The sequence below is a fragment of the Citrobacter sp. 506 genome, from assembly GCF_050434985.1.
GTDB lineage: Bacteria > Pseudomonadota > Gammaproteobacteria > Enterobacterales > Enterobacteriaceae > Citrobacter > Citrobacter braakii.
In genome coordinates, this window is record NZ_JBNDJN010000001.1 from 1,502,523 (window position 1) to 1,527,433 (window position 24,911).

The 24,911-nt window shown below is 51.4% G+C and carries 23 protein-coding genes, 5 tRNA genes and 1 pseudogene; 10 read left to right on the top strand and 19 right to left on the bottom strand.

What is annotated here, in order from left to right; translation table 11 throughout:
* Positions 1 to 99: 99 nt before the first annotated feature.
* The gene (aroG, locus tag ABIE10_RS07445) at positions 100 to 1,152 is read right to left on the bottom strand and encodes a 3-deoxy-7-phosphoheptulonate synthase AroG (RefSeq protein ID WP_016152319.1); all 1,053 of its coding nucleotides are present in this window, start codon (positions 1,150 to 1,152) and stop codon (positions 100 to 102) included.
* 317 nt (positions 1,153 to 1,469) lie between these two features.
* Here aroG and ABIE10_RS07450 point away from each other — a divergent pair, with 317 nt between their 5' ends.
* Together ABIE10_RS07450 and zitB are read left to right on the top strand one after the other, a co-directional pair.
* Complete coding sequence (locus ABIE10_RS07450; protein WP_016152318.1) at positions 1,470 to 1,844, top strand: YbgS-like family protein; 375 nt, start codon at positions 1,470 to 1,472, stop codon at positions 1,842 to 1,844.
* 113 nt (positions 1,845 to 1,957) lie between these two features.
* Positions 1,958 to 2,899 (top strand): CDF family zinc transporter ZitB, encoded by a 942-nt coding sequence (zitB, locus tag ABIE10_RS07455; RefSeq protein WP_019076308.1) that lies wholly within the window; start codon positions 1,958 to 1,960, stop codon positions 2,897 to 2,899.
* Here the strand turns inward: zitB and pnuC are convergent.
* From pnuC to cydA, 18 genes are all read right to left on the bottom strand, one after another.
* Positions 2,896 to 3,615: a nicotinamide riboside transporter PnuC gene (pnuC, locus tag ABIE10_RS07460; RefSeq protein WP_047497780.1), complete on the bottom strand. Its 720-nt coding sequence runs from the start codon at positions 3,613 to 3,615 to the stop codon at positions 2,896 to 2,898. The two genes, zitB and pnuC, sit on opposite strands and share 4 nt — an antisense overlap.
* A 27-nt stretch (positions 3,616 to 3,642) precedes the next feature.
* Entirely contained in the window at positions 3,643 to 4,686 is a 1,044-nt protein-coding gene (gene nadA / locus ABIE10_RS07465; RefSeq protein WP_016152315.1) for a quinolinate synthase NadA, read from the bottom strand.
* A 269-nt stretch (positions 4,687 to 4,955) separates the two neighbouring features.
* Positions 4,956 to 5,031: transfer RNA gene (locus ABIE10_RS07470), tRNA-Lys, on the bottom strand.
* 32 nt (positions 5,032 to 5,063) lie between these two features.
* Positions 5,064 to 5,139, bottom strand: a tRNA-Lys gene (locus ABIE10_RS07475).
* Between the two features lie 152 nt (positions 5,140 to 5,291).
* A tRNA-Lys gene (locus ABIE10_RS07480) sits at positions 5,292 to 5,367 on the bottom strand.
* A gap of 3 nt (positions 5,368 to 5,370) precedes the next feature.
* A tRNA-Val gene (locus ABIE10_RS07485) sits at positions 5,371 to 5,446 on the bottom strand.
* A 26-nt stretch (positions 5,447 to 5,472) separates the two neighbouring features.
* Positions 5,473 to 5,548: transfer RNA gene (locus ABIE10_RS07490), tRNA-Lys, on the bottom strand.
* Positions 5,549 to 5,713: 165 nt separating this feature from the next.
* Positions 5,714 to 6,502 carry a cell division protein CpoB gene (gene cpoB / locus ABIE10_RS07495; protein WP_016156016.1) on the bottom strand — a complete coding sequence of 263 codons (789 nt, stop codon included), beginning with the start codon at positions 6,500 to 6,502 and terminating at the stop codon, positions 5,714 to 5,716.
* Between the two features lie 9 nt (positions 6,503 to 6,511).
* Entirely contained in the window at positions 6,512 to 7,030 is a 519-nt protein-coding gene (pal, locus tag ABIE10_RS07500) for a peptidoglycan-associated lipoprotein Pal (protein ID WP_003022983.1), read from the bottom strand.
* Positions 7,031 to 7,064: 34 nt separating this feature from the next.
* On the bottom strand, positions 7,065 to 8,357 hold the full coding sequence (tolB, locus tag ABIE10_RS07505) for a Tol-Pal system beta propeller repeat protein TolB (RefSeq protein WP_003022981.1): 1,293 nt from the start codon (positions 8,355 to 8,357) through the stop codon (positions 7,065 to 7,067).
* Positions 8,358 to 8,484: 127 nt separating this feature from the next.
* Positions 8,485 to 9,741 (bottom strand): cell envelope integrity protein TolA, encoded by a 1,257-nt coding sequence (tolA, locus tag ABIE10_RS07510; RefSeq protein WP_016152313.1) that lies wholly within the window; start codon positions 9,739 to 9,741, stop codon positions 8,485 to 8,487.
* A gap of 64 nt (positions 9,742 to 9,805) precedes the next feature.
* Positions 9,806 to 10,234: a colicin uptake protein TolR gene (gene tolR / locus ABIE10_RS07515; protein ID WP_003022978.1), complete on the bottom strand. Its 429-nt coding sequence runs from the start codon at positions 10,232 to 10,234 to the stop codon at positions 9,806 to 9,808.
* 3 nt (positions 10,235 to 10,237) lie between these two features.
* On the bottom strand, positions 10,238 to 10,930 hold the full coding sequence (gene tolQ, locus ABIE10_RS07520) for a Tol-Pal system protein TolQ (protein ID WP_016152312.1): 693 nt from the start codon (positions 10,928 to 10,930) through the stop codon (positions 10,238 to 10,240).
* Positions 10,927 to 11,331, bottom strand: a complete 405-nt coding sequence (ybgC, locus tag ABIE10_RS07525; protein WP_003831439.1) for a tol-pal system-associated acyl-CoA thioesterase — start codon at positions 11,329 to 11,331, stop codon at positions 10,927 to 10,929. Before ybgC ends, tolQ begins: the two co-directional genes overlap by 4 nt.
* Positions 11,332 to 11,661: 330 nt before the next feature.
* Positions 11,662 to 11,955 carry a cyd operon protein YbgE gene (gene ybgE / locus ABIE10_RS07530; RefSeq protein WP_016152311.1) on the bottom strand — a complete coding sequence of 98 codons (294 nt, stop codon included), beginning with the start codon at positions 11,953 to 11,955 and terminating at the stop codon, positions 11,662 to 11,664.
* Positions 11,955 to 12,068 carry a cytochrome bd-I oxidase subunit CydX gene (cydX, locus tag ABIE10_RS07535; RefSeq protein ID WP_003022970.1) on the bottom strand — a complete coding sequence of 38 codons (114 nt, stop codon included), beginning with the start codon at positions 12,066 to 12,068 and terminating at the stop codon, positions 11,955 to 11,957. The genes ybgE and cydX overlap by 1 nt, the downstream gene beginning before the upstream one ends.
* A gap of 14 nt (positions 12,069 to 12,082) precedes the next feature.
* Positions 12,083 to 13,222 carry a cytochrome d ubiquinol oxidase subunit II gene (gene cydB, locus ABIE10_RS07540; RefSeq protein WP_016152310.1) on the bottom strand — a complete coding sequence of 380 codons (1,140 nt, stop codon included), beginning with the start codon at positions 13,220 to 13,222 and terminating at the stop codon, positions 12,083 to 12,085.
* Positions 13,223 to 13,237: 15 nt separating this feature from the next.
* Positions 13,238 to 14,806, bottom strand: a complete 1,569-nt coding sequence (gene cydA, locus ABIE10_RS07545; RefSeq protein ID WP_016152309.1) for a cytochrome ubiquinol oxidase subunit I — start codon at positions 14,804 to 14,806, stop codon at positions 13,238 to 13,240.
* A gap of 1,217 nt (positions 14,807 to 16,023) precedes the next feature.
* Between cydA and glmS the strand changes: the two genes are divergently transcribed.
* The 8 genes and pseudogenes from glmS to glsA all read left to right on the top strand — a co-directional run bounded on the left by glmS (position 16,024) and on the right by glsA (position 24,854).
* Positions 16,024 to 16,473 (top strand): methylaspartate mutase subunit S, encoded by a 450-nt coding sequence (glmS, locus tag ABIE10_RS07550; RefSeq protein WP_016152308.1) that lies wholly within the window; start codon positions 16,024 to 16,026, stop codon positions 16,471 to 16,473.
* Entirely contained in the window at positions 16,473 to 17,861 is a 1,389-nt protein-coding gene (gene glmL / locus ABIE10_RS07555; protein ID WP_047497777.1) for a methylaspartate mutase accessory protein GlmL, read from the top strand. The genes glmS and glmL overlap by 1 nt, the downstream gene beginning before the upstream one ends.
* An 18-nt stretch (positions 17,862 to 17,879) precedes the next feature.
* Complete coding sequence (locus tag ABIE10_RS07560) at positions 17,880 to 19,325, top strand: methylaspartate mutase subunit E (protein ID WP_047497775.1); 1,446 nt, start codon at positions 17,880 to 17,882, stop codon at positions 19,323 to 19,325.
* Positions 19,325 to 20,566 carry a methylaspartate ammonia-lyase gene (locus ABIE10_RS07565; RefSeq protein ID WP_016152305.1) on the top strand — a complete coding sequence of 414 codons (1,242 nt, stop codon included), beginning with the start codon at positions 19,325 to 19,327 and terminating at the stop codon, positions 20,564 to 20,566. Before ABIE10_RS07560 ends, ABIE10_RS07565 begins: the two co-directional genes overlap by 1 nt.
* A 3-nt stretch (positions 20,567 to 20,569) precedes the next feature.
* Positions 20,570 to 21,940, top strand: a complete 1,371-nt coding sequence (locus tag ABIE10_RS07570) for an acyclic terpene utilization AtuA family protein (RefSeq protein WP_016156013.1) — start codon at positions 20,570 to 20,572, stop codon at positions 21,938 to 21,940.
* Complete coding sequence (locus ABIE10_RS07575; RefSeq protein WP_016152303.1) at positions 21,937 to 22,254, top strand: DUF4387 domain-containing protein; 318 nt, start codon at positions 21,937 to 21,939, stop codon at positions 22,252 to 22,254. The genes ABIE10_RS07570 and ABIE10_RS07575 overlap by 4 nt, the downstream gene beginning before the upstream one ends.
* A 168-nt stretch (positions 22,255 to 22,422) precedes the next feature.
* A pseudogene (locus ABIE10_RS07580) lies at positions 22,423 to 23,704 on the top strand (dicarboxylate/amino acid:cation symporter); the annotation flags it as partial.
* A gap of 148 nt (positions 23,705 to 23,852) precedes the next feature.
* Positions 23,853 to 24,854 carry a glutaminase A gene (gene glsA / locus ABIE10_RS07585; RefSeq protein ID WP_429155179.1) on the top strand — a complete coding sequence of 334 codons (1,002 nt, stop codon included), beginning with the start codon at positions 23,853 to 23,855 and terminating at the stop codon, positions 24,852 to 24,854.
* Positions 24,855 to 24,911: the final 57 nt, after the last annotated feature.

Here is a 24,911-nt window from a genome sequence, read left to right on the forward strand (position 1 = left end):
CACGACCAGAAAATGTAGGCCAAATAAGACATCGCCCCATCCGGCAGTCTGCAACGGAATGCCTGATGGCGCTACGCTTCTCAGGCCCAGGGGACTTGGTTAACCGCGACGCGCTTTTACCGCATCCGCCAGTTGACGCAACACCGCATCGGTATCTTCCCAGCCAATGCAGGCGTCGGTGATACTCTTACCGTAGGTCAGCGGCTCACCGCTATCTGGATTCTGATTACCTTCCACCAAATGGCTTTCGATCATCACGCCAATAATTGCTTTTTCGCCACCGGCGACTTGTCCGCAAACATCCTTCGCAACATCCATCTGCTTTTTGAACTGCTTGCTGGAGTTGGCATGGCTGAAGTCGATCATCACTTGCGCAGAGAGTCCTGCTTTGACCAGACCTTCTTTCACGTCCGCAACGTGCTGGGCGCTGTAGTTCGGCTCTTTGCCACCGCGCAGAATGATATGGCAATCGCCATTACCACTGGTATTCACGATCGCTGAATGCCCCCATTTGGTGACAGACAGGAAGCAGTGCGGTGCCCCTGCAGCGTTGATTGCATCAATCGCCACTTTGATGGTGCCATCGGTACCGTTTTTAAAACCAACCGGGCAGGACAGACCCGATGCCAGCTCGCGGTGCACCTGAGATTCTGTTGTACGTGCCCCAATCGCGCCCCAGCTCATCAGATCGGCGAGATATTGTGGGGTGATCATATCGAGGAATTCACCCGCTGTCGGCAATCCGCTGTCGTTGATATCCAGCAGCAGTTTACGCGCAATGCGCAGCCCATCATTGATCTGGAAGCTGTTGTCCATGTGCGGGTCGTTGATAAGCCCTTTCCAGCCAACGGTGGTACGCGGTTTTTCAAAATAGACGCGCATGACGATTTCAAGCTCACCTTTTAACGCTTCGCGCAGCGCCAGCAGACGAGTGGCATACTCTTTGGCTGCTGCCGGATCATGAATAGAGCACGGCCCAATCACCACCAGAAGGCGATCGTCGCTCCCTTTCAGAATTTTATGAATCGCCTTACGGGCATGAGCCACCGTATTAGCGGCATTTTCAGTAGCGGGGAATTTTTCCAGCAGTGCGACTGGTGGTAATAACTCGTTGATCTCTTTAATGCGTAAATCGTCGTTCTGATAATTCATGATTATTCCAGCGTTGCCATACTTATATAAATGAATGCAATCCCTCCAATCTATATCTTCAGTCATAAAGTGTAAACGGGGTTTTACACTTTGGACGGATTAATCCTGGAATTGGCCAAAAAAACGCAATAAAGTAGCGAAAAACGAGATCCAAACTACAATTTCTAACTGTAACAGCTTTAATTTTCATAGATTTCAAGATTCTATGCTGGTTTTAATTTCCATAGCAAAACGATTAACCACATATTAATGATGTAACTGGCACATGCACTGTTGGAAGACGTTATCCGACATATCGACCTTAACAGGAGCATATTATGCATATGACAAAGCTGGCTTCACTCTTCCTTACCGCTACACTCAGCCTCGCCAGCGGCGCGGCACTGGCTGCTGAAAGCAACGCGCAGTCCAATAACGGTCAGGCAAATTCCTCGGCTGATGCAGGACAAGTCGCCCCAGACGCCCGCGAAAACGTGGCGCCAAATAATGTCGACAACAGTAACGTGAATTCAGGTGGCACAATGCTGCACCCAGACGGTTCATCAATGAACCATGAAGGGATGACCAAAGATGAGATGCACAAAAACACGATGTGTAAGGACGGTCGCTGCCCTGATGTGAATAAGAAGGTTGAGACCGGAAACGGCATCAACAATGATGTTGACACAAAAACTGATGGCACCACGCAGTAACGCTGAAATTAAAGCTAATAACGGGAGAGCAATAGCTCTCCTTTTTAATTTTATCATCCCAAAAACGGTATGATGGCATACAGTAAAGATGAGAATAACAAAGGGATGGCATAATGGCGCACGCACATACTCATACTTCCTCTGAGCAACCCAAGGACAATAATGCCCGCCGACTGATGTTCGCATTCTGCATTACAGCCGGATTTATGTTGGTTGAAGTGGTGGGTGGAATACTTTCTGGTTCACTGGCCTTGCTGGCCGACGCCGGGCATATGCTTACGGATGCTGCGGCGCTGCTTTTCGCGCTGCTGGCCGTCCGGTTTTCCCGTCGCCCGCCCACAATACGACACACCTTCGGCTGGCTGAGGCTCACGACGCTGGCCGCATTTGTTAATGCCATCGCATTGGTCGTTATCACCATTTTAATCGTCTGGGAGGCGATTGAGCGCTTCCAGACACCTCGCCCCGTGGCTGGCGGTATGATGATGGTTATTGCTGTCGCGGGTCTACTGGCCAACGTGCTCGCTTTTTGGGTTTTACATCGCGGCAGTGAAGAGAAAAATCTGAACGTCCGCGCCGCGGCGCTGCATGTGATGGGCGATTTACTCGGCTCGGTCGGGGCAATCATCGCTGCGCTGATTATTATCTGGACGGGCTGGACGCCCGCGGACCCAATTCTCTCGATTCTGGTTTCCGTGCTGGTGCTGCGTAGCGCCTGGCGATTGCTTAAAGATAGCGTTAATGAATTACTGGAAGGTGCCCCGCTGACGCTGGATATCGCCGCACTGCAGCGCCATCTCAGCCGGGATATTCCTGAAGTCCGCAACGTTCACCATGTCCATGTCTGGATGGTGGGCGAAAAACCGGTAATGACGCTGCATGTTCAGGTGATCCCGCCACACGATCACGATGCGTTGCTGGAGCGTATTCAGCATTTCCTTATCCATCACTACCAGATTGAACACGCCACAATCCAGATGGAGTATCAGCCGTGCAATGGGCCGGACTGTCACCTGTATCAGGGCGTGTCCGGCCATTCACATCATCACCATTAATGAGAAAGCGCGTGGGAACCCCGCTCACGCGCGCTGTTAATCCACATCCTGCTACCGTTCAGGGCGATAACCGTCAGGATCATATATTCCAGCGACATGGCATATACGCCTTGCAGGGCGAAGATCACCACGCTAATGACGTTAATGATCACCCACAGCAGCCAGTTTTCAACGTATTTGCGCGTCATCAGGATCATCGCCGCAATCGACAGCACCATCATGCAGGAGTCCCAGAACGGGAATGCATCGGGTTGTAGTTCAGGCACAACAACATGTAATCCCAATGCCTGCATAATATTCACTGCAATGCCTGTCAGGAACGCAAAGACCGGATCGATATAGATCGACATCAGGCCGATCGCCACCACGCAAGCCGCCAGCCAGCCGATCGCTTTTGGAAGCGGTAGCCAGCGAATTTTCAGTTCCGCTTCATGCTGGTTGGTTTGCCGGGACCAGGCATACCAGCCGTAGATATTTGCGGCAAAGAAGAAAACTTGCAGCAACAAGCTGGCATAGAGCTGGATCTGAAAGAAGATAATTGCAAACAGCGTGACGTTTATCAGACCGAAGAAGTAATTGCTGATTTTCTCAAGGCTCGCCAGGCCAATACACAGCAACCCGGCGATCGTTCCCACGGCTTCGATCCACGACAAATCGTAACCACCCGCGCCAATAGGAATATGTACCAGAATGTTCTGCGTGCTAAAAAAGTCCATCTTTTCCCCCAGAGCAAAAATAAATAATTACGCTCGAAGTGTAGCCGCAAATTCCAACATACGGTTTAACGGCAACAGCGCCCCTTCTCTCAGCGAGTCCTCAACATGTATCTCATGAGCCGCGCCGCCATGTTCCAGGCCCTCAGCAATCGCTTTCAGGCCATTCATCGCCATCCACGGACAATGCGCACAGCTGCGACAGGTTGCCCCCTCGCCAGCCGTCGGAGCTTCAAGCAGCTCTTTATCCGGAACGGCCTGCTGCATTTTGTAAAAAATGCCCCGGTCAGTCGCCACAATCAACTGCTTATGCGGTAACGATTTAGCCGCGTTGATGAGCTGGCTGGTTGAGCCAACCGCATCTGCCATATCAACGATAGACTGAGGGGACTCCGGGTGCACCAGCACCGCGGCATCAGGGTAAAGCCCTTTCATGCGTGTTAAAGCCTGGGTTTTAAACTCGTCGTGGACGATACAGGCCCCCTGCCAACAGAGCACGTCTGCGCCGGTCTGTTTTTGCACGTAGTTGCCCAGATGTCTGTCCGGAGCCCAGATGATTTTTTCACCTAAACTATCAAGATGTTCAATAAGTTCAACCGCGATACTGGAAGTCACGACCCAGTCCGCACGTGCTTTAACGGCAGCAGAGGTATTGGCGTAAACCACCACGGTACGATCCGGATGCGCGTCGCAAAATGCGCTGAACGCGTCAATCGGACAGCCCAGATCTAATGAACATTCCGCCTGTAAGGTCGGCATCAGGATGGTCTTTTCCGGGCTGAGAATTTTGGCTGTTTCTCCCATAAACCTCACGCCCGCAACCAGCAGCGTAGAGGCAGAATGCTTTGCACCGAACCGCGCCATCTCCAGAGAATCAGAAATACAGCCCCCGGTCTCTTCCGCTAACTGCTGAATTTCAGGATCGGTGTAATAATGCGCGACCATAACGGCATCACGCTCTTTCAGCAGGCGCTTGATTTTTTCACGATAAAATTGCTTTTCATCCACACTTAGCGGTACTGGCTTCGGCGGAAACGGATAAATTGCTGCTTCTGGATCAAACATCACGCTCATCTTGCTTTCTCGTTTCACTGGCTTAACGAAATAACCGATTAAAAGCGTGACGCACGCCATATTCGGTTTGATTTGTTTTGTATGCTAAACAAGATAGCGGATTGGCGCAGAAAAGTCACAATAATTGCGTGTGATGAATGCCGGATGGCGTCTGACGTCTTATCCGGCCAACGCGAGTAGTGTCGTCTGTAGACTGATAAGCAAAGGACATCAGGCAATCTTATAAATCGCAGATAGCAAAAAGGCGCCTTTAGGGCGCCTTTTTACACTGGTGGGGCGTGCAGGATTCGAACCTGCGACCAATTGATTAAAAGTCAACTGCTCTACCAACTGAGCTAACGCCCCCGTATGGGGTTTACTACTTCAATTATCCAGGATGGTGGGTCGTGCAGGATTCGAACCTGCGACCAATTGATTAAAAGTCAACTGCTCTACCAACTGAGCTAACGACCCGCTCGGATGTCACCTGAAAAATTCTTTACTCGACACCAATATAACAATTGATATGGCGGCGTGCAGGATGACTCGACTTCGTCTCGCCCTAACGGGCCGTTGCTAAAGCAACGTTATCCTTCACGTTTAACACCTGAGTACAATGTTAAAGTTGGTGGGGCGTGCAGGATTCGAACCTGCGACCAATTGATTAAAAGTCAACTGCTCTACCAACTGAGCTAACGCCCCGAGTGGTGGGTGATGACGGGATCGAACCGCCGACCCCCTCCTTGTAAGGGAGGTGCTCTCCCAGCTGAGCTAATCACCCGATACTACGCTGGATACTGCATTAAGTGGTGGGGCGTGCAGGATTCGAACCTGCGACCAATTGATTAAAAGTCAACTGCTCTACCAACTGAGCTAACGCCCCACTTTTTTCGCCGCTTTCGGGCTGTTTGATATCCCTTGGCAACGGCGGCATATATTACTGATTTCAGATTTTAGCGCAACAAAAATTTCGATGTAAATAACTCAACTGCTTAGGAATCACACGACACGACCAGAAATAACACGATTTCTGGTCGCATGGTGGTCATTACATCGCGCCAAGGCGTTTTTGCGCTTGTTTCGCGCCATCAGTGCCAGGATATTTAGTGATAACCTGCTGATAAACCGCTTTAGCTTTTGCTGTGTCACCTTTGTCCTGCATGATGACGCCGACTTTATACATCGCGTCTGCAGCCTTAGGTGATTTTGGGAAGTTTTTAACTACCGAAGCAAAATAGAACGCAGCATCATCTTTTTTACCCTTGTTGTAATTCAACTGACCCAGCCAGTAATTCGCATTGGGCAGGTAAGTAGAGTCCGGGTACTTTTTGATGAAGTTCTGGAATGCTTCAATCGCGTCATCCTGGCGGGATTTATCCTGCACCAGAGCAATCGCTGCATTGTAATCGGTATTCGCATCGCCAGTTTGCACGGGAGCCCCTGACGTTGCTGCAGCTCCCGCATCAGGTGCAGGGGTTGCCGCCCCACTCTGATCGCCACCTGTAGACTGTGCCGCAGGCGCACTACCGCTGCCAAGATTATTCATCTGCAGCAATATCTGCTTCTGTCGCTCAACAACCTGATTCAGCTGATATTGATTTTCCTGAATTTGACCACGCAGGGAATCGATATCGGACTGATTATCGGAGAGTTGTTGCTGGAGTTGGGTTAAAAGCTGACTGTGAGCGTTAGAAATACGCTCGAGTTGAGTGACACGGTCTTCGACCGAGCCTGAGCCGACACTACTGATTGGCGCCTGTGCAAAAGCGGCCCAGGGGGCCGCTATGCCAACCAGTAACGACAGACTCAACAGGTGATGTCTGAAGTTACTGCTCATGCAATTCTCTTAGTAAACCAGTACGGCGCGACGGTTTTTGGCGTAAGCCGCTTCGTCATGACCCAGTACTGCAGGTTTTTCTTTACCGTAAGAAACGATGGAGATCTGGTCAGCAGAAACGCCTTTACCCTGCAGGTACATCTTAACGGCGTTCGCACGACGCTCACCCAGGGAGATGTTGTACTCAGGAGTACCACGTTCGTCCGCATGACCTTCTACGGTGACTTTGTAAGACGGGTTGCTACGCAGGAAGTTAGCGTGAGCATCCAGCATTGCAGCGAAGTCAGAACGGATATCGTACTTGTCCAGATCGAAGTAAACGATGTTGTTCTGCTGCAGCTGTTGCATCTGAAGACGCGCTTGCTCTTCAGAAGACATGTTGCCGCTGCCGTTTGCATCCATACCAGTGCCGGCACCCAGCATGCCTTCGCTGCCGTCATTGCTGGCGTTCTTGTTAGAAGAACACGCTGCAATAGCCATAACAGGCAGAGCAATCATCAGCCCTTTCAGCACTTTGTTCAGTTGCATTTCAATGATTCCTTTATTAATCAATTATTTATTATCACAGATACGGCGACCAGGCAGGGAATTTAACCTGACCATCAGTTGCCGGAAGACGCGCTTTGAAACGCCCATCTGTAGAAACCAAATTCAGCACGGATCCCATCCCCTGAGAAGAGCTGTAGATTACCATAGTGCCGTTAGGTGCCAGACTTGGCGTTTCATCCAGGAACGTTGACGACAGGACTTGTACGCCACCCGCTACCAGATCTTGTTTGGCAATGTGCTGCTGACCATTGGCTGAGCTTACCATTACCATAAACTTACCGTCGCTGCTCACATCCGCATCCTGGTTTTGCGAACCTTCCCAGGTAATACGCTGCGGAGCACCGCCGTTGACGTTAACTTTATATACCTGCGGACGACCGGCCTGGTCAGAGGTAAAGGCCAGGTTTTGGCTGTCCGGGAACCAGGTAGGTTCCGTGTTGTTGCTGCGACCATCCGTCACCTGACGGATCTGACCGGAACCAATGTCCATGACATACAGGTTCAGGCTACCGGTTTTAGACAGGGCAAACGCCAGTTTGCTGCCATCCGGAGAAAACGCAGGTGCACCGTTGTGACGTGGGAACGACGCTACCTGACGAACCGCGCCATTAGACAACGTCTGAATAACCAGCGCAGAACGACCGCTTTCGAAAGTGACGTATGCCAGCTTTGAACCGTCCGGAGACCATGCCGGAGACATCAGCGGCTGCGGAGAACGGTGTACCACGAACTGGTTGTAGCCATCATAGTCGGATACACGTAATTCGTACGGGAACTGGCCACCGTTCGTCTGAACAACATAAGCGATACGGGTACGGAATGCACCTTTAATACCGGTCAGTTTTTCAAACACTTCGTCACTTGCAGTATGGCCCGCGTAACGCAACCACTGCTTGTTCACTTTATAGGTATTCTGTGCCAGTACGGTACCCGGTGCGCCACCGGTATCTACCAGTTGATAAGCAACGCTGTAGGAACCATCCGGATTAGGCGTAACCTGACCTACTACCACGGCATCAATACCCAGCGCAGACCATGCGGCAGGTTGAACTTCCTGTGCGGTACCCGGCTGCTGCGGCAGGCGAGAACGGTCTAACGGATTAAATTTACCGCTGTTACGCAGGTCAGCGCCTACGATACCACCGATATCTTCAGGTGCAGCACCCGGCCCTGCCCACTGGAAGGGGACAACACCAATCGGGCGTGCCGAGTCCACCCCCTGGGTGATCTCGATACGTACTTCTGCGTGCAGCACCGCTGCCCACAGCATCAGAAAACCAAATGCTACTCGTAATGCCTGCTTCATCATATCTCCCTTATCTGGACGGAAAGCCCACGATAATTTAGCAGAATGTTAACAAACTCAAATACACAAAACTACCAGAACGCTGTCTCAACCTTAGACCGTTTCCCCTGAATTCTCAGGGACGTTATTACAGTTTAAAGTCCAGCTTGGCATCTTTTACTTTTTCATAAACAGCCTGGCTAGGCGGTTTAGGAATTCTGGCTGTTTTCGCAGCCGTCAGCGCAGCCTGGCACAATGCCGGATCTCCGCCCTCTTCGGTCACATCCAGTAACAGACCATCGGGTGCTAACTTGATATGTAATACGCAAGATTTACCCGCATACAAATCGGCACCATACAGACGGCTCTGGATCGCATTACGAATTTGAGATGCGTAAGCACTGATATCAGCGCCAGATGCACCGCCATTTGCACCACTTGTACCACTATCTTTCGCCGGTTGACCGTTTCCTTTCGCTCCACCACCCGATTTCGGTGCATTCTTACCGGAGCTTAAGTCGCCTAACAAGTCGTCAACGCCAGAGGCTGCAGCTGCTTTTTCGGCCGCAGCCTTTTTCGCAGCCGCCGCTTTATCTGCCGCAGCTTTCTTATCGGCAGCGGCTTTCTCGGCTGCAGCTTTTTTATCTGCTGCTGCTTTTTCCGCTGCGGCTTTCTTATCAGCCGCAGCCTTTTCAGCAGCGGCAGCTTTCGCGGCAGCGGCTTTTTCTGCTTTCTCTGCAGCAGCTTTCTCGGCTGCTGCTTGCTTAGCGGCTTCAGCCTGAGCTTTCTTCGCAGCGTCTGCGGCAGCCTTAGCAGCTTGTGCTTCGGCAATTTTCTTCGCATCAGCGGCGGCTTTAGCGGCTTCAGCCTCTGCTTTTTTCTGTGCGTCCGCAGCGGCTTTCTTCGCGGCATCTGCCGCTTGTTTCGCCTGAGCATCAGCTTTGGCCTTCGCGTCTGCAGCAGCCTTCGCCGCAGCTTCTTCAGCCTGTTTCTGTTGCTCTTGCGCTTTCGCGGCGGCGGCTTCGGCCTGTTTCTGCTGTTCCGCCTGTTCGCGCACTTTTTCCTGCGCGGCTAAACGTTCTTTTTCAAGTTGCTTCAGTCGCTCTTGCTCGGCCGCCTGCTTCTCGCGAAGTTCCTCAGCTTGCTGCTGCGCCTGTTTTTCACGCTGCTCTTCTGCACGTTTAGCACTTGCCTGCTGTTGCTGCTGCCTGTCGTACTGTTGCACAACGGCGCCAGGATCGACCATAACGGCGTCGATGGACGAACCGCCACCGCCGCCGGCTGAAGCATCAATGTGCTCATCGAACGAACTCCAGATCAGCGCTGCAAATAAAATGACATGCAGCACAGCTGAAATAATTATCGCCCTTTTGAGCTTGTCGTTTTGTTCGGTTGCCTTTGACACTCTCGGTTCCCAAAAAACTGTTCGCCTGTTACGCGCTATCTTTCAAGCCAGCAAAACGCAGTCATCAGATTGGCTGCGTCATCAAGCCAACCGATTTTACGCCTGCACTGTGTAACAAGTTCAGCGCTTTAATTATTTCATCATAAGGCACGTCTTTCGCACCACCGATTAAAAAGACCGTTTTCGGATTGGTCTGCAGGCGACTTTTCGCTTCCGCGATAACCTGCTCCGGCGGCAGTTGATCCATACGATCTTTCTCAACGACCACGCTGTATTGCCCTATCCCGGAAACTTCAATAATGACCGGCGGTTCGTCGTTACTGCTGACAGCTTGCGATTCGGTCGCATCCGGCAGGTCGACTTCCACACTCTGCGTAATAATCGGCGCGGTTGCCATAAAGATCAGCAACAGCACCAGTAGTACGTCGAGCAGCGGTACAATATTGATTTCGGACTTGAGTTCGCGACGACCTCGTCCACGCGTTCTGGCCATGGCTTACCCCTTGTTGCTCTCGCTAACGGTAAACGCCTGGCGGTGCAGAATCGCGGTGAACTCTTCCATAAAGTTGTCGTAATTCAGTTCCAGCTTGTTCACGCGCTGATTCAGTCGGTTGTAAGCCATAACCGCCGGGATTGCCGCAAACAGACCGATAGCCGTTGCAATCAACGCTTCCGCGATACCCGGTGCGACCATTTGCAGCGTTGCCTGTTTTACCGCGCCTAACGCGATAAATGCGTGCATGATCCCCCAAACGGTACCGAACAGACCGATATACGGGCTGATAGAGCCTACGGTGCCGAGGAATGGAATATGCGTTTCCAGCGTTTCCAGTTCACGGTTCATCGAGATACGCATCGCACGGGATGCCCCCTCAACGACCGCTTCCGGCGCATGACTATTCGCCCGATGCAGACGCGCAAACTCTTTGAATCCGCTGTAGAAAATTTGTTCCGAACCCACCAGATTATCACGACGCCCCTGGCTTTCCTGATACAGGCGCGACAATTCAATGCCGGACCAGAACTTGTCTTCAAATGCTTCAGCTTCACGTGAAGCCGCATTAAGAATACGGGTCCGCTGGATAATAATGGCCCAGGATGCGATTGAGAAACCAATCAAAATCAACATGATAAGTTTAACCAGAAGGCTTGCCTTCAGGAACAAATCAAGGATATTCATGTCAGTCACTGCTTAAACTCCGCGACAATAGACTTGGGAAGCGCACGAGGCTTCATTTTGAGTGGATCAACGCAAACAATCAGAACTTCGGCTTCATTCAGCACGGTGTTCTCTGCGTTGACAATGCGTTGCGTGAAAACCAATGAGGTGCCACGCATTGACGTAATTTCGGTTTGGACTTCGAGCATATCGTCGAGCCGGGCAGGCGCAAAATACTCCAGCGTCATCTTGCGCACCACAAAGGCTACACGTTCGGCCAACAGGACCTGCTGACTGAAGTGATGATGACGCAGCATTTCTGTGCGTGCTCTTTCGTAAAAAGCGACGTAGCTGGCGTGGTATACCACCCCACCGGCATCGGTGTCTTCATAGTAGACACGAACCGGCCATCGAAACATATACTTGTTCATTCTTACTGCCTCTTTGTTGGCTTCGCCCACTCACACCGGTCGCTTAACTTTGTAAGCGCCTGGTGACTCGCGTTCTTGCCGCCGCGATGCTTCAAGAATGTCGTTGTATATCGCGCTGTATTCACTTTACATCCCGGTAATGCAATTAAGTTGCGTCCTGATGGTCCAGTGTCGCCACCGCACACAACTCCAGGGCACAACCTTAGGTTAATGCTTTCAAACTTCGCTACTATACGCGCGGGAATGGTGGTTTGGAATGGGGGAAAGTAAACGGAGAGTAAAAATTTATGGGCTTATGCAAGCCCATAAATATTTAAGGATGTTTCTTATTCAAAAGAAGAAGAAAATCAGACCAACAACCAGGACGATATCCGCGATTAGCGGGCAGAAAATGCCCTGCCAGTGTACGGCGCGTGGACGAAAACCAACGCCGTGAATGATGCCTGCGCAGACCGCCCACATCAGCAGGAGACCATGCCAGATTTCCAGCTCACTGGTTTTGGCCGCGAAACGTGACGGATCCCAGAATATGCAGCCAGCCAACACGATTGCCAGCACAAAGGAAAGCGCCCGCAAGGGGCGCTTATCCATCGCGTTATACTGCATCGCGATAATGTTGGTCATCAGCTATCTTCTTGTCCGGCTTTGCCTGATTCAACGTGCTCAAGCGCCAGCGCTGTGATTATCCCAAATGCACAGGCAAGAAGCGTTCCCAAAATCCATGCGAAATACCACATTTTAAGCTCCTTACTTAGTACAGAGAGTGGGTGTTGCTTTCAATATCTTCTTTGGTGATGCGACCGAACATCTTCCAGTAACACCAGCCGGTGTACAGCAGAATGATCGGAACGAACACACAAGCTACATACGTCATCAGATTCAGCGTCAGCTGGCTGGACGTTGCATCCCACATGGTCAGACTTGCGTTCATCATGGTGCTGGATGGCATCACAAACGGGAACATTGCGATACCAGCCGTCAGGATGATGCAGGCTAACGTCAGTGAAGAGAAGACGAACGCCCATGCCCCTTTCTCCATACGAGAAGTCAGGATGGTCAACAGCGGCAGAACTACGCCCAGTGCAGGAACCAGCCACAGGATAGGTGCATTGTTAAAGTTCACCATCCATGCGCCAGCCACGCGAGCCACTTCTTTGGTCAGCGGGTTAGAGGCGGCATGATGATCCAGTGCTGAGGTCACAACATAACCGTCAATACCGTAAATCACCCACACACCAGCCAGCGCGAAGCAGACCATAGTGACCAGTGCCGCAACCTGCGACGTTGCACGCGCACGCAGATGCAGTTCACCTACCGTACGCATCTGCAGATAGGTCGCGCCCTGGGTGATGATCATCCCAACACTCACGACACCCGCCAGCAGACCAAACGGATTCAGCAACTGGAAGAAGTTACCGGTGTAGTACAAACGCATGTAGTCGTCTACGTGGAACGGAACCCCTTGCAGCAGGTTGCCGAACGCCACGCCAATAACCAGCGGTGGAACGAAGCTACCAATGAAGATGCCCCAGTCCCACATGTTGCGCCAGCGCATGTCTTCAATCTTAGAGCGGTAATCAAAACCGACCGGACGGAAGAACAAAGACGCCAGTACCAGGATCATCGCCACATAGAAACCGGAGAACGCAGCGGCATACACCATCGGCCAGGCAGCGAACAGTGCGCCACCCGCGGTGATGAGCCAAACCTGGTTACCGTCCCAGTGCGGGGCGATGGAGTTAATCATAATTCGACGCTCGGTATCATTACGACCGAGGAAACGGGTGAGCATGCCCACCCCCATGTCGAAGCCATCAGTGACCGCGAAACCAATCAGCAGAATGCCAACCAGCAGCCACCAGATAAAACGCAATACTTCATAATCGATCATTTGACGACTCCTGTCTTAGCGTGCCGGCTGAGAAGTCACAGTGGACTGCTCGTAGTGATAACGACCGGTTTTCAGGCTACTCGGCCCAAGGCGTGCGAACTTGAACATCAGATACAGTTCAGCCACCAGGAACAGGGTATACAGGCCGCAAATCAACAGCATCGAGAAGATGAGGTCGCCAGCGGTCAGCGAAGAGTTCGCTACGGCTGTTGGTAACACTTCACCAATCGCCCACGGTTGGCGGCCGTACTCTGCAACAAACCAACCGGATTCAATGGCAATCCACGGCAGAGGAATCGCATACAGCGCGGTGCGCAGCAGCCATTTTTTCTCACCGATACGGTTACGAATCACGGTCCAGAAGGACACTGCGATGATTGCCAGCATCAGAATGCCGCACGCCACCATAATACGGAAAGCGAAGTACAGCGGCGCAACGCGAGGAATAGAATCTTTCGTTGCCTGCTGAATTTGCGCTTCGGTCGCGTCGGTGACGTTATCCGTATAGCGTTTCAGCAGCAGACCATAACCCAGGTCTTTCTTCATGCTGTTGAACTGGTCACGAACGGCCTGATCGGTAGTACCCGCACGCAGTTCTTCCAGCAGTTGATACGCTTTCATCCCGTTACGGATGCGCTCTTCGTGCTGCACCATCAGGTCTTTCAGACCAATGACCGGTGTATCAACAGAGCGGGTGGCAATGATGCCCAGCGCATAAGGAATTTGAATCGCAAAATGGTTTTCCTGCGCATCCTGGTCCGGAATACCGAACAGGGTAAAGGAAGCCGGTGCAGGCTGCGTTTCCCATTCTGCTTCAATAGCAGCGAGTTTGGTTTTCTGCACGTCGCCCATTTCGTAACCGGATTCATCACCCAGAACGATAACAGACAGAATAGCAGCCATACCAAAGCTGGCGGCGATTGCAAAAGAACGTTTAGCAAACGCGAAGTCACGACCGCGCAGCATATAGTAGGAGCTGATCCCCAGAACGAACATCGCGCCACAAACATAACCAGATGCCACAGTGTGAACAAATTTCACCTGTGCTACCGGGTTGAGCACCAGTTCAGAGAAGCTCAGCATCTCCATGCGCATGGTTTCAAAGTTGAAATCCGCAGCGATTGGGTTTTGCATCCAGCCGTTCGCAACCAGAATCCACAGTGCGGACAGGTTAGAACCCAGGGCCACCAGCCAGGTGACGCACATATGCTGGACTTTACCCAAACGGTCCCAGCCGAAGAAGAACAGACCTACAAAGGTGGATTCGAGGAAGAAGGCCATCAAACCTTCGATCGCCAGCGGCGCACCGAAAATATCCCCTACATAGTGGGAGTAGTAAGACCAGTTAGTCCCGAACTGGAACTCCATGGTCAGACCGGTTGCCACACCCAGAGCGAAGTTGATACCAAACAACTTGCCCCAGAACTTGGTCATATCTTTATAAATCTGTTTGCCGGAAAGGACGTAGACCGTTTCCATGATGGCCAGCAAGAACGCCATACCTAGCGTCAGTGGCACAAACAGGAAGTGGTACATCGCGGTCAAGGCAAACTGTAAGCGCGACAGTTCGACTATATCTAACATCATGACTCCTTGCTCATCGCATGAAGACTCCGAGAGTGAACCCCGTTAGAAAGGGTCACACGCATGCCCCAATACAAATTTATCTGCTTCCCTCCGCCGCTGCTCTTTCTTCTCATTTGAAGAAAGGACAATGATGAAAGGTTACAAACATGTTAATAAAACACTCAAATTGATCCCGCAATTATATTACGCCGTAAAATCCTTACAATAAACAGGTTTTTATCGAGGTAAATTTGCATTTTTCGATAGTGATCAATTTATAGCTAATTTATCACTTTCAGACCAATTTGATCTGCAGCAATTTAACCTCTTTTGAGGCTGTTTACCAAGTTTTAAACATTGATTTAAATCAATTTTCAAATTTAATGTTAATAGTGTTTAACAGTCAGGCGACTAGTGAACGCCATGTTAACAGTATGTTTTTCAATGAGTAATTGCCGTTACTACAAATGATAGGATATTTATTTAAATCTACACGATCTTTTAACCCGCCCGACTGACAAAATTGCCAGCAGATAAAGAGTCACTATTGCCGGGTAGCTCACAGTTTTTTGTTTAGCAAGTCATGGAATTGTTATTTCATACAAATTATTCATTTAAATTTTACTTATAATTAACACCAAGATGTAACTATCTCAAATGGAAGCGAAAGCGTCCCTCATTGACAGACGCATTGGGTTTGACGTCCTCAGCACAGCGCAGGCGAATCGCTTAAAGCATCACTGAAAGTTATCACTCACTTCTCTTTTTCTCTTATGTGGCAACGTTTAAATATGCCACAAACAATTCATTATCATTTTTATCTTAAATTTAACAAAATATAATTATGTCATATAAGATTAAAAAATAAAAAACCGTTATCCCGTTCACAAGTTATTTAGTAAAGGTAATTTTTTAAATTATAAAAAATGACGCATAAATGAGGCGCACAACAAAATAAGATTTCGATCACAAACATGGCAAGTCATTTATTCGTCATTTTCCTGGTAAATTACAAAAAGCCGCAAAAACAAAACCCAACCACCTGATAAACAAGGATTTTTACAAATAAAAAATATAACAATCATTTTGCGCAGGATATTTTGAAAATAGATCAATTGCTTCCTTTTCCGCTTACACAGAAACTCCGACCCTATTAAGAGGTTGTCACAAGCCATGTTCTAAATATTAGAAAATAATTTTCACTTATTGACCATCAGCCCTACAGAGGATTACCCATGAAGAAATCTACACTTGTTATTGGCGTCATCGGTGCTGACTGCCATGCAGTAGGTAATAAAGTTCTGGATCGCGTTTTTACTGCTCATGATTTTCACGTAATCAACCTCGGGGTGATGGTGAGCCAGGATGAATATATTGATGCCGCGATTGAAACAGGCGCCGATGCCATCGTGGTGTCCTCTATCTACGGTCATGGCGACATTGACTGCCTCGGGTTACGTGAGCGCTGCATCGAACGCGGCCTCGGCGACATTCTGCTGTACGTCGGTGGCAACCTGGTTGTCGGTAAACATGACTTCGGCGATGTGGAAGTGAAGTTTAAGGAGATGGGTTTTAACCGCGTCTTCGCACCGAGCCACGACCTGGAAGATGTCTGCGCGCTTATCACCAATGATATTCGCCAACACAATGGCCTCGAGCAGCGTTGCCTGGAAGAGGCTATCTGATGCAAACAGTTTCTGTCGATATCGGCTCGACATGGACCAAGGCTGCCCTCTTCGCCCATGAAGGCGAGGAATTAACCCTGGTAAACCATGTCCTGACCCCAACCACCACACATCATCTGGCAGACGGTTTTTTTGCCAGCCTGAATCAGGTGCTGAACGTTGCCGATGCTCGCCCGTTACTGAAAAGTGGTGAAGTGCAGTTGAAATACTCCTCCTCGGCCAAAGGTGGACTCGCCGTTGCAGCAATGGGGCTGGTGCCTTCCATTACGCTGGAATCAGCAAAAGTTACCGCCCATTCGGCAGGAGCGAAAATCGCGCAATATTATTCGTACAAACTGAACCGGCATGACATCCAGGAGCTGGAATCATCACCGCCAGACATTCTGTTGTTTACCGGCGGTACAGACGGTGGCGAAGAAAGCTACGGCCTGGCGAATGCGCACGCGCTGGCAGGCTCAACGCTTGATTGCGCCATTATCTACGCCGGAAACCGGGACATTCAGGACGAAATACAAACGATTCTGGGACACAAAGATCTGACCACGGTAGACAACATTCTGCCTGACCTCGATCACCCGAATCCGTTTGCCGCGCGCCAGGCGATTTGCGATGTGTTCTTGTCACGCATTGTCAAAGGTAAAGGTCTGGACGTCATCGTCGGCGAAACCGGTGAAGAGCCAATGCCGACGCCATGGACGGTATATGAGTTAGTCAAAGCCATTAGCGATTACGACAGCGCATGGAAGGAATTCATGCTGATTGATATGGGCGGAGCCACCACGGATGTCTATTCGGCCAGCGCGAATACCCTCTCCCCCGATACCGTCCTGCATGGTGTTCCTGAACCGTTCGTCAAACGTACCGTTGAAGGCGACCTGGGAATGCGCGTTTCCGCCGTCGTGGTGGGAGAAAGCACGCAGGATATGGTGAAAGTCATCTTCGCCCAACAACCGCAGCGCGAGGAAGCATTTTACCGCTACCTGCGTCATCTGGTTGGGCAACCGGATTACCTGCCGCTCAGCGAGGAGGAGAAATATTTCGACACCCTGCTGGCAGGTTTGTGCGTGGGCTATGCCGCTGAGCGCCACGCGGGCACTAAAAAGCAGGTTTGCACCTGCGTGGGTAACGTGGATTTACAGATGGGTCGCGATCTCACCACCGTACGCAAAGTCGTCGGTTCAGGGGGATGGCTCTCTCGCGCCAGCCAGTTCGATATCCATAGCTGGCTCAAATACCGGGAGCTGGACGACCAGGGTAAAAGAATTTTGTTACCGAATCAGTTTGAGTATTACCGCGATTCAAATGGCCTGCTCCCGCTACTGGCAAACGTCGCCAGGCTGTACCCGCAAGCCGCTGCTCGCACCAGCATTCAGTGTTTAACCCTATAAAACTTAAGGCAGCTACGAATGGAACTTCGAAATAAAAAATTGACCCATGACGAATTCATGACCGAAAGGCATCAGGTATTACAAACCTGGGAAACCGGCAAAGACGTTGAGAACTTCGAAGATGGCGTGAAGTACCAGCAATCAATCCCGGATAATAAGCGCTTCTCCCTTGCTCTGCTGAAGGCCGATCAGGAAGGGAAAACCCTGAGCCAGCCGCGCGCAGGCGTAGCATTAATGGATGAGCATATTGCGCTGCTCAAAACATTGCAGGAAGAGTGCGACCTCCTGCCGAGTACGATCGATGCCTATACCCGTCTGAACCGCTATGAAGAAGCCGCCGTCGGGATCCAGAAATCTATCGAAGCAGGTACTTCTAAGCTGAATGGTTTACCGGTCGTCAATCACGGGGTTGCTGCCTGCCGTCGTATGACTGAAGCGCTGGAAAAACCAATCCAGGTTCGTCACGGCACGCCGGATGCGCGCCTGCTGGCAGAAATCGCCATGGCCAGTGGCTTTACCAGCTACGAAGGCGGCGGCATCTCCTACAACATTCCTTACGCTAAACGTGTCACTCTGGAAAAATCCATCCGCGACTGGCAGTACTGCGACCGCCTGATGGGCATGTACGAAGAGAACGGTATTCGTATCAACCGTGAACCGTTTGGCCCACTGACCGGCACCTTGATCCCGCCGTTTATGTCCCACTCGGTGGCGATTATCGAAGGTCTGTTGGCTCTGGAACAAGGCGTCAAGTCAATTACCGTTGGCTACGGCCAGGTCGGTAGCCTGACGCAGGATATTGCAGCGATTCAGGCGCTGCGCGAACTTTCCCACGAATATTTCCATAACCACGGCTTCGACGATTACGAACTGAGTACCGTTTTCCACCAGTGGATGGGCGGATTCCCGGAAGATGAAGCAAAAGCCTTCTCCGTTATCGCCTGGGGCGCAGCGGTTGCCGGTATGTCAGGTGCCACCAAAGTGATCACCAAAAGTCCGCACGAAGCGTTCGGTATCCCAACGGCAGCAGCGAACGCCCAGGGTCTGAAAGCTTCACGCCAGATGCTCAACATGGTCAGCGACCAGAAATTCCCGCAGTGCGCTGCCGTGGAGCAGGAAGTTGATCTGATTAAGAGCGAAGTCCGCGCGGTGCTGAAGAAAGTCTTCGAACTTGGCAATGGCGACATTGCGCGCGGTACAGTGCTGGCCTTTGAAGCAGGCGTACTGGATGTACCTTTCGCGCCTGCCGCCTGTAACGCCGGTAAGATCCTGCCTGTTCGCGATAACACAGGCGCCATCCGTATTCTCGAAGCCGGCTCCGTTCCGCTGCCGAAAGACATTCTCGCCCTGCACCACGACTACGTCGCAGAGCGCGCGCATTTCGAAGGCCGCAAGCCTTCTTTCCAGATGGTCATTGATGACATCAACGCCGTATCCCACAGTAAATTAATAGGAAGACCATAATGAAAATTAAACAGGCCCTTTTCACAGCTGGCTACTCCTCATTTTATTTTGACGATCAGCAGGCCATCAAAAACGGCGCCGGTCATGACGGGTTTATCTATACCGGCGCTCCGGTAACGCCTGGATTTACGTCTGTTCGTCAGGCGGGTGAATGCGTATCCGTACAGCTGATTCTGGAAAACGGCGCAGTAGCAGTGGGCGATTGTGCAGCGGTGCAATATTCAGGTGCAGGTGGACGCGATCCGCTGTTCCTGGCTGAAAACTTCATTCCGTTCCTTAACGATCACATCAAACCGCTGCTGGAAGGCCGCGACGTTGATTCGTTCCTGACCAACGCCCGTTTCTTTGACGAACTGCGTATTGACGGCCATCTGCTGCATACCGCCGTACGTTATGGTCTGTCTCAGGCGCTGCTCGACGCGGCGGCACTGGCTACCGGTCGTCTGAAAGCAGAAGTGGTTTGTGATGAATGGCAACTGCCGTGCGTCCCGGAAGCCATTCCATTATTTGGCCAGAGCGGCGACGACCGTTATATCGCTGTCGACAAGATGATCCTCAAAGGTGTGGACGTCCTGCCGCATGCGCTGATCAATAACGTAGAAGAGAAGCTGGGCTTCAAAGGCGAAAAACTGCGTGAGTACGTCCGCTGGTTATCAAACCGCATCCTGAGCCTGCGCACCAACGAAACCTATCACCCGACGCTGCATATTGATGTCTACGGCACCATCGGTCTGATCTTCGATATGGATCCGGTGCGTTGCGCCGAATACATCGCCAGCCTGGAAGCCGAAGCTCAAGGCCTGCCGCTGTACATTGAAGGCCCGGTAGATGCCGGTAACAAGCCGGATCAGATCCGCATGCTCACCGAGATCACTCAGGAGCTCACCCGTCTGGGTTCCGGCGTGAAAATTGTTGCGGATGAATGGTGTAACACCTATCAGGATATCGTGGACTTCACCGACGCGGGCAGTTGCCACATGGTGCAGATCAAGACCCCGGATCTGGGCGGTATTCACAACATCGTCGATGCGGTGCTGTATTGCAACAAACACGGAATGGAAGCCTATCAGGGCGGTACCTGTAACGAAACGGAAATCAGTGCGCGTACCTGCGTACACGTCGCGCTGGCTGCGCGTCCAATGCGCATGCTGATCAAGCCGGGTATGGGTTTCGATGAAGGTCTCAACATCGTGTTTAACGAAATGAACCGCACCATCGCGCTGTTGCAAACTAAGGATTAAGAGATGGCACGCACATTTAAGATCTTATCGCCTACGGCTATCCTGGGTTATGGCTTCCCGGAAGAAAGTTTTCGTAAAGCCATGGAAGAGTCACCGGATCTTATTGCTGTTGACGCAGGTTCCTCCGATCCAGGCCCCCACTATCTGGGGGCGGGTAAACCCTTTACCGACCGGGCCGGTGTGAAACGCGATCTGCGCTATATGATCGTGGCAGGCGTGAAGAACAACATCCCGGTAGTGATCGGCACGGCCGGTGGTTCTGGCGCAGCTCCGCATCTGGAGTGGTGTCGCCAGATAATCCATGAGATCGCACAGGAAGAAAAACTGTCCTTCTCAATGGCGTTAATCCCGTCTGATGTCGACAAAGAAATCGTTCATCAGGCGCTGGATAACGGCAAAATCACCGCGCTCGATTTTGTGCCTGAACTGACTCACGATGCAATTGAAGAGAGCACCTACATTGTCGCGCAGATGGGCGTCGAGCCTTTTCAGCGTGCGCTCGAAGCTGGCGCGCAGGTGGTTCTGGGCGGACGTGCCTACGATCCGGCCTGCTTCGCCGCGCTGCCAATAATGCAGGGCTTTGATGAAGGTCTGGCACTTCATTGCGGGAAGATCCTTGAGTGTGCTGCCATTGCCGCCACCCCTGGCTCCGGCTCAGATTGTGCGATGGGGATCATTGATGACAACGGCTTTACGCTGAAGGCGTTCAATCCCAAGCGTAAGTTCACTGAAACTTCCGCTGCGGCGCACACCCTGTATGAGAAGTCCGATCCGTACTTCCTGCCAGGACCAGGCGGCGTGCTGAACCTGAAAGCGTGCACCTTTACCCAGGTTAACGAGGGCGAAGTGTATGTCAGTGGTTCACGTCATGAAGAAACACCGTATGCGTTGAAACTGGAAGGCGCGCGCCAGGTTGGCTTCCGTTGCCTGACCATCGCCGGAACGCGCGACCCAATTATGATTGCCGGGATTGACACCATTCTCGAAGAGGTACAGGCAAGCGTGGCGCGTAACCTCTCTCTGAATGACGACAGTATCCGCATGACGTTCCACCTGTATGGTAAGAACGGTGTGATGGGCAACCATGAACCGATGAAAACCGCCGGTCATGAGCTGGGGATTTTACTGGATGTCGTTGCGCCGACGCAGGATATCGCCAACAGCGTTTGCTCGCTGGTACGCTCTACCCTGCTGCACTACGGCTATGAAAATCGCATTGCGACTGCGGGCAACCTCGCCTTCCCGTTCTCGCCATCTGATATTCAAAGTGGACCGGTGTATGAGTTCTCGATCTATCACCTGATTGAAGCGAGCGATGCGCTGCGATTTGATTTCCACATTGAACAGGTGACGCCAGAAGGAGTTCAGGCATGAAACACTCAATTTGTTCACTGGCGCAGGTTATTCGCTCCAAAAACGCCGGACCGTACGAACTGGTTTTAGATATTTTATTTAAAACCAGGGAAGACTATCAGCGGGTAAAAGCCTGCGAGCAATTAACGCCGCAGCTTATTGCCAGTTTATATAATGTTGAACCTGACTTCATTCATAATATCGTGTGGTTCGATCCGGCGAATGCCGTAAAAATCGTCATGCCGCGCGATATTATTTCCGGCAACGTCGGTGACAATGATGTTTATGGTGCCCAGCAACACGCTCCATTATTAAGTATTGAGTTCGACTTGTAACAAAACACACAATAACAACCATTGGAGCACTGAATTCAGCGGTATCACAGTGCTTCGAATTATTCATGCGGTTGGTCACAACAGGCGTGCGTCTGAGCTGCTGTCCAGGCTCAGGCGCACGCCACCCTACACAATTCAAATTACCAGCCTTTATCCGATGGAGTACACATGAAGAAAATAAGTTTAACGAAGATGATCATATTAGGCCTGATACTCGGCATGATTGCCGGGGTGGCCATAAATAATATGGCCGCGGCTGAAACAGCAAAATCCTATGCAGCAGATATTTCTATTTTTACCACCATATTCTTACGCATGGTAAAAATGATTATCGCGCCATTGGTTATTTCAACTCTGGTTGTTGGTATTGCCAAAATGGGCGATGCCAAAACGCTGGGACGTATATTTTCGAAAACCTTCTTCCTGTTTATTTGCGCCTCTCTGGTGTCAATTGCACTGGGTCTGGTTATCGTTAACATCTTCCAGCCAGGCGCGGGGATCAACTTCGTGCCACATGACGTCGGGGCTGTTGCCGCCGTTAAGTCAGAGCCATTCACGCTGAAAGTGTTTATCTCGCACGCGGTACCGACCAGTATTGTCGATGCGATGGCGCGTAACGAAATTCTGCAGATCGTGGTGTTCTCAATTTTCCTCGGTTGCAGCCTGGCCGCAATTGGTGAAAAAGCCGAGCCTATCGTGAAGGTTCTGGATTCACTGGTACACGTGATGCTGAAGCTGACGGGCTACGTCATGCTGTTTGCACCATTGACCGTTTTTGCCGCTATTTCTGGTCTGATTGCCGAACGTGGTCTGGGTGTAATGGTCAGCGCCGGGATCTTCATGGGTGAATTCTATCTGACCCTGGGTATGCTGTGGGCAATCCTGATTGGCCTGTCAACCATGATAGTCGGGCCTTGCATCGCGCGTTTGACCAAATCAATCCTCGAGCCTGCACTGCTGGCCTTTACTACCTCCAGCTCAGAAGCCGCCTTCCCGGGCACCCTGGACAAGCTGGAAAAATTCGGCGTTTCTTCAAAAATCGCCAGCTTCGTTCTGCCTATCGGTTATTCCTTTAACCTGGTCGGCTCCATGGCGTACTGCTCATTTGCCACCGTCTTTATTGCTCAAGCGTGCAACATTGAGCTGAGCATGGGCGAGCAAATTACCATGCTGTTAATCCTGATGCTGACCTCTAAAGGGATGGCGGGCGTACCGCGTGCATCAATGGTGGTTATCGCCGCAACCCTGAACCAGTTCAACATTCCTGAAGCTGGTCTGATCCTGTTGATGGGCGTCGATCCATTCCTCGATATGGGTCGTTCTGCTACCAACGTCATGAGTAACGCAATGGGTGCTGCCATTGTAAGTCGCTGGGAAGGTGAACACTTCGGCCAGGGTTGTCGTGGCACTGCGCCAGTGAAGACCCCGGAACAAGAACGTCCGGTTACCGAAACAGAAGTCGCGTTGTCCTGATACGACGTTATTGCCGGATGGCGCTTGCGCTTATCCGGCCTACATAACGTTTCACTATCCGTTGGCCGGATAAGGCGGTAAGCCGCCATCCGGCACCATGATGAGTACACCAACAGGATTGCACCATGACTAAAACTCTTCTCGGCGTGAGTATTTTTTCCTTCAGCGTTTTGTTCAGCGCAACGACTCTCGCGCAAACCACGCCGGATTACGCAAAGCTTATCGACCAGGCACATCAAAAATATAAAAGTAACCACGATGGAAAAGTCGCCGACTACATCCCTGCCCTGGCGACCTACAGCCCGAATAACTTTGCCATCACCATTGCCACGGTGGACGGCAAGATCTACCAGGTTGGCGATGTTAACAAACCCTTCCCCATGGAATCCCTGAGCAAAGTCTTCACCATGGCGCTCGCCATGGAACAGCACGGCCCTCAGGTGGTGCTGGTTAAACTCGGGGCCAATGCCACCGGCATGCCTTTCAACTCCGGTTTAGCGGTTGAGCTGACCAAAGGCGCGCCTGAGAACCCGCTGGTAAACGCCGGGGCGATGAGCACCGTTAGCCTGATTGAAGCCAAAGACAAAACCGATCGCTGGAACAAAATCCTCGACAACCTGAACGTCTGGGCCGACGCCACGCTCACGGTTAATGAGCCGGTCTTTAAATCCGAGATGGAAACCAACCAGCACAATCAGGCGCTGGCGAAGCTGATGGAATCCTATAACAGCTTCTATGGCAATACCGACGAAGCTGTCGAAATTTATACCCGTCAGTGCTCGGTGGATATCACCGTTGAGCAACTGGCCAAAATGGGGGCGGTACTGGCGAACAAAGGCAAATCTCCATTCAACGGCAAGCAGTTGCTGAATGAAAAATATGTTCCGCAGGTGCTGGCAGAAATGGCGATTGCCGGACTATACGACGGCAGCGGTAAATGGCTCTACACCGTGGGCATCCCGGCAAAAAGCGGCGTCGGCGGCGGCATGGTCGCCGTTGTCCCGGGCGAATATGCGATTGCCGTCTATTCTCCGCCGCTGGATGAAGCCGGTAACAGCGTTCGCGCCCAGAAAACGATCGAATATGTCGCCGAAGCGACAAAAGCCAATGTCTTTTTAGCGCATTAAGCAATTACGGATGGCGTGAGCGCCATCCGACATATTAACTAAAAGGTGAGATGTAAA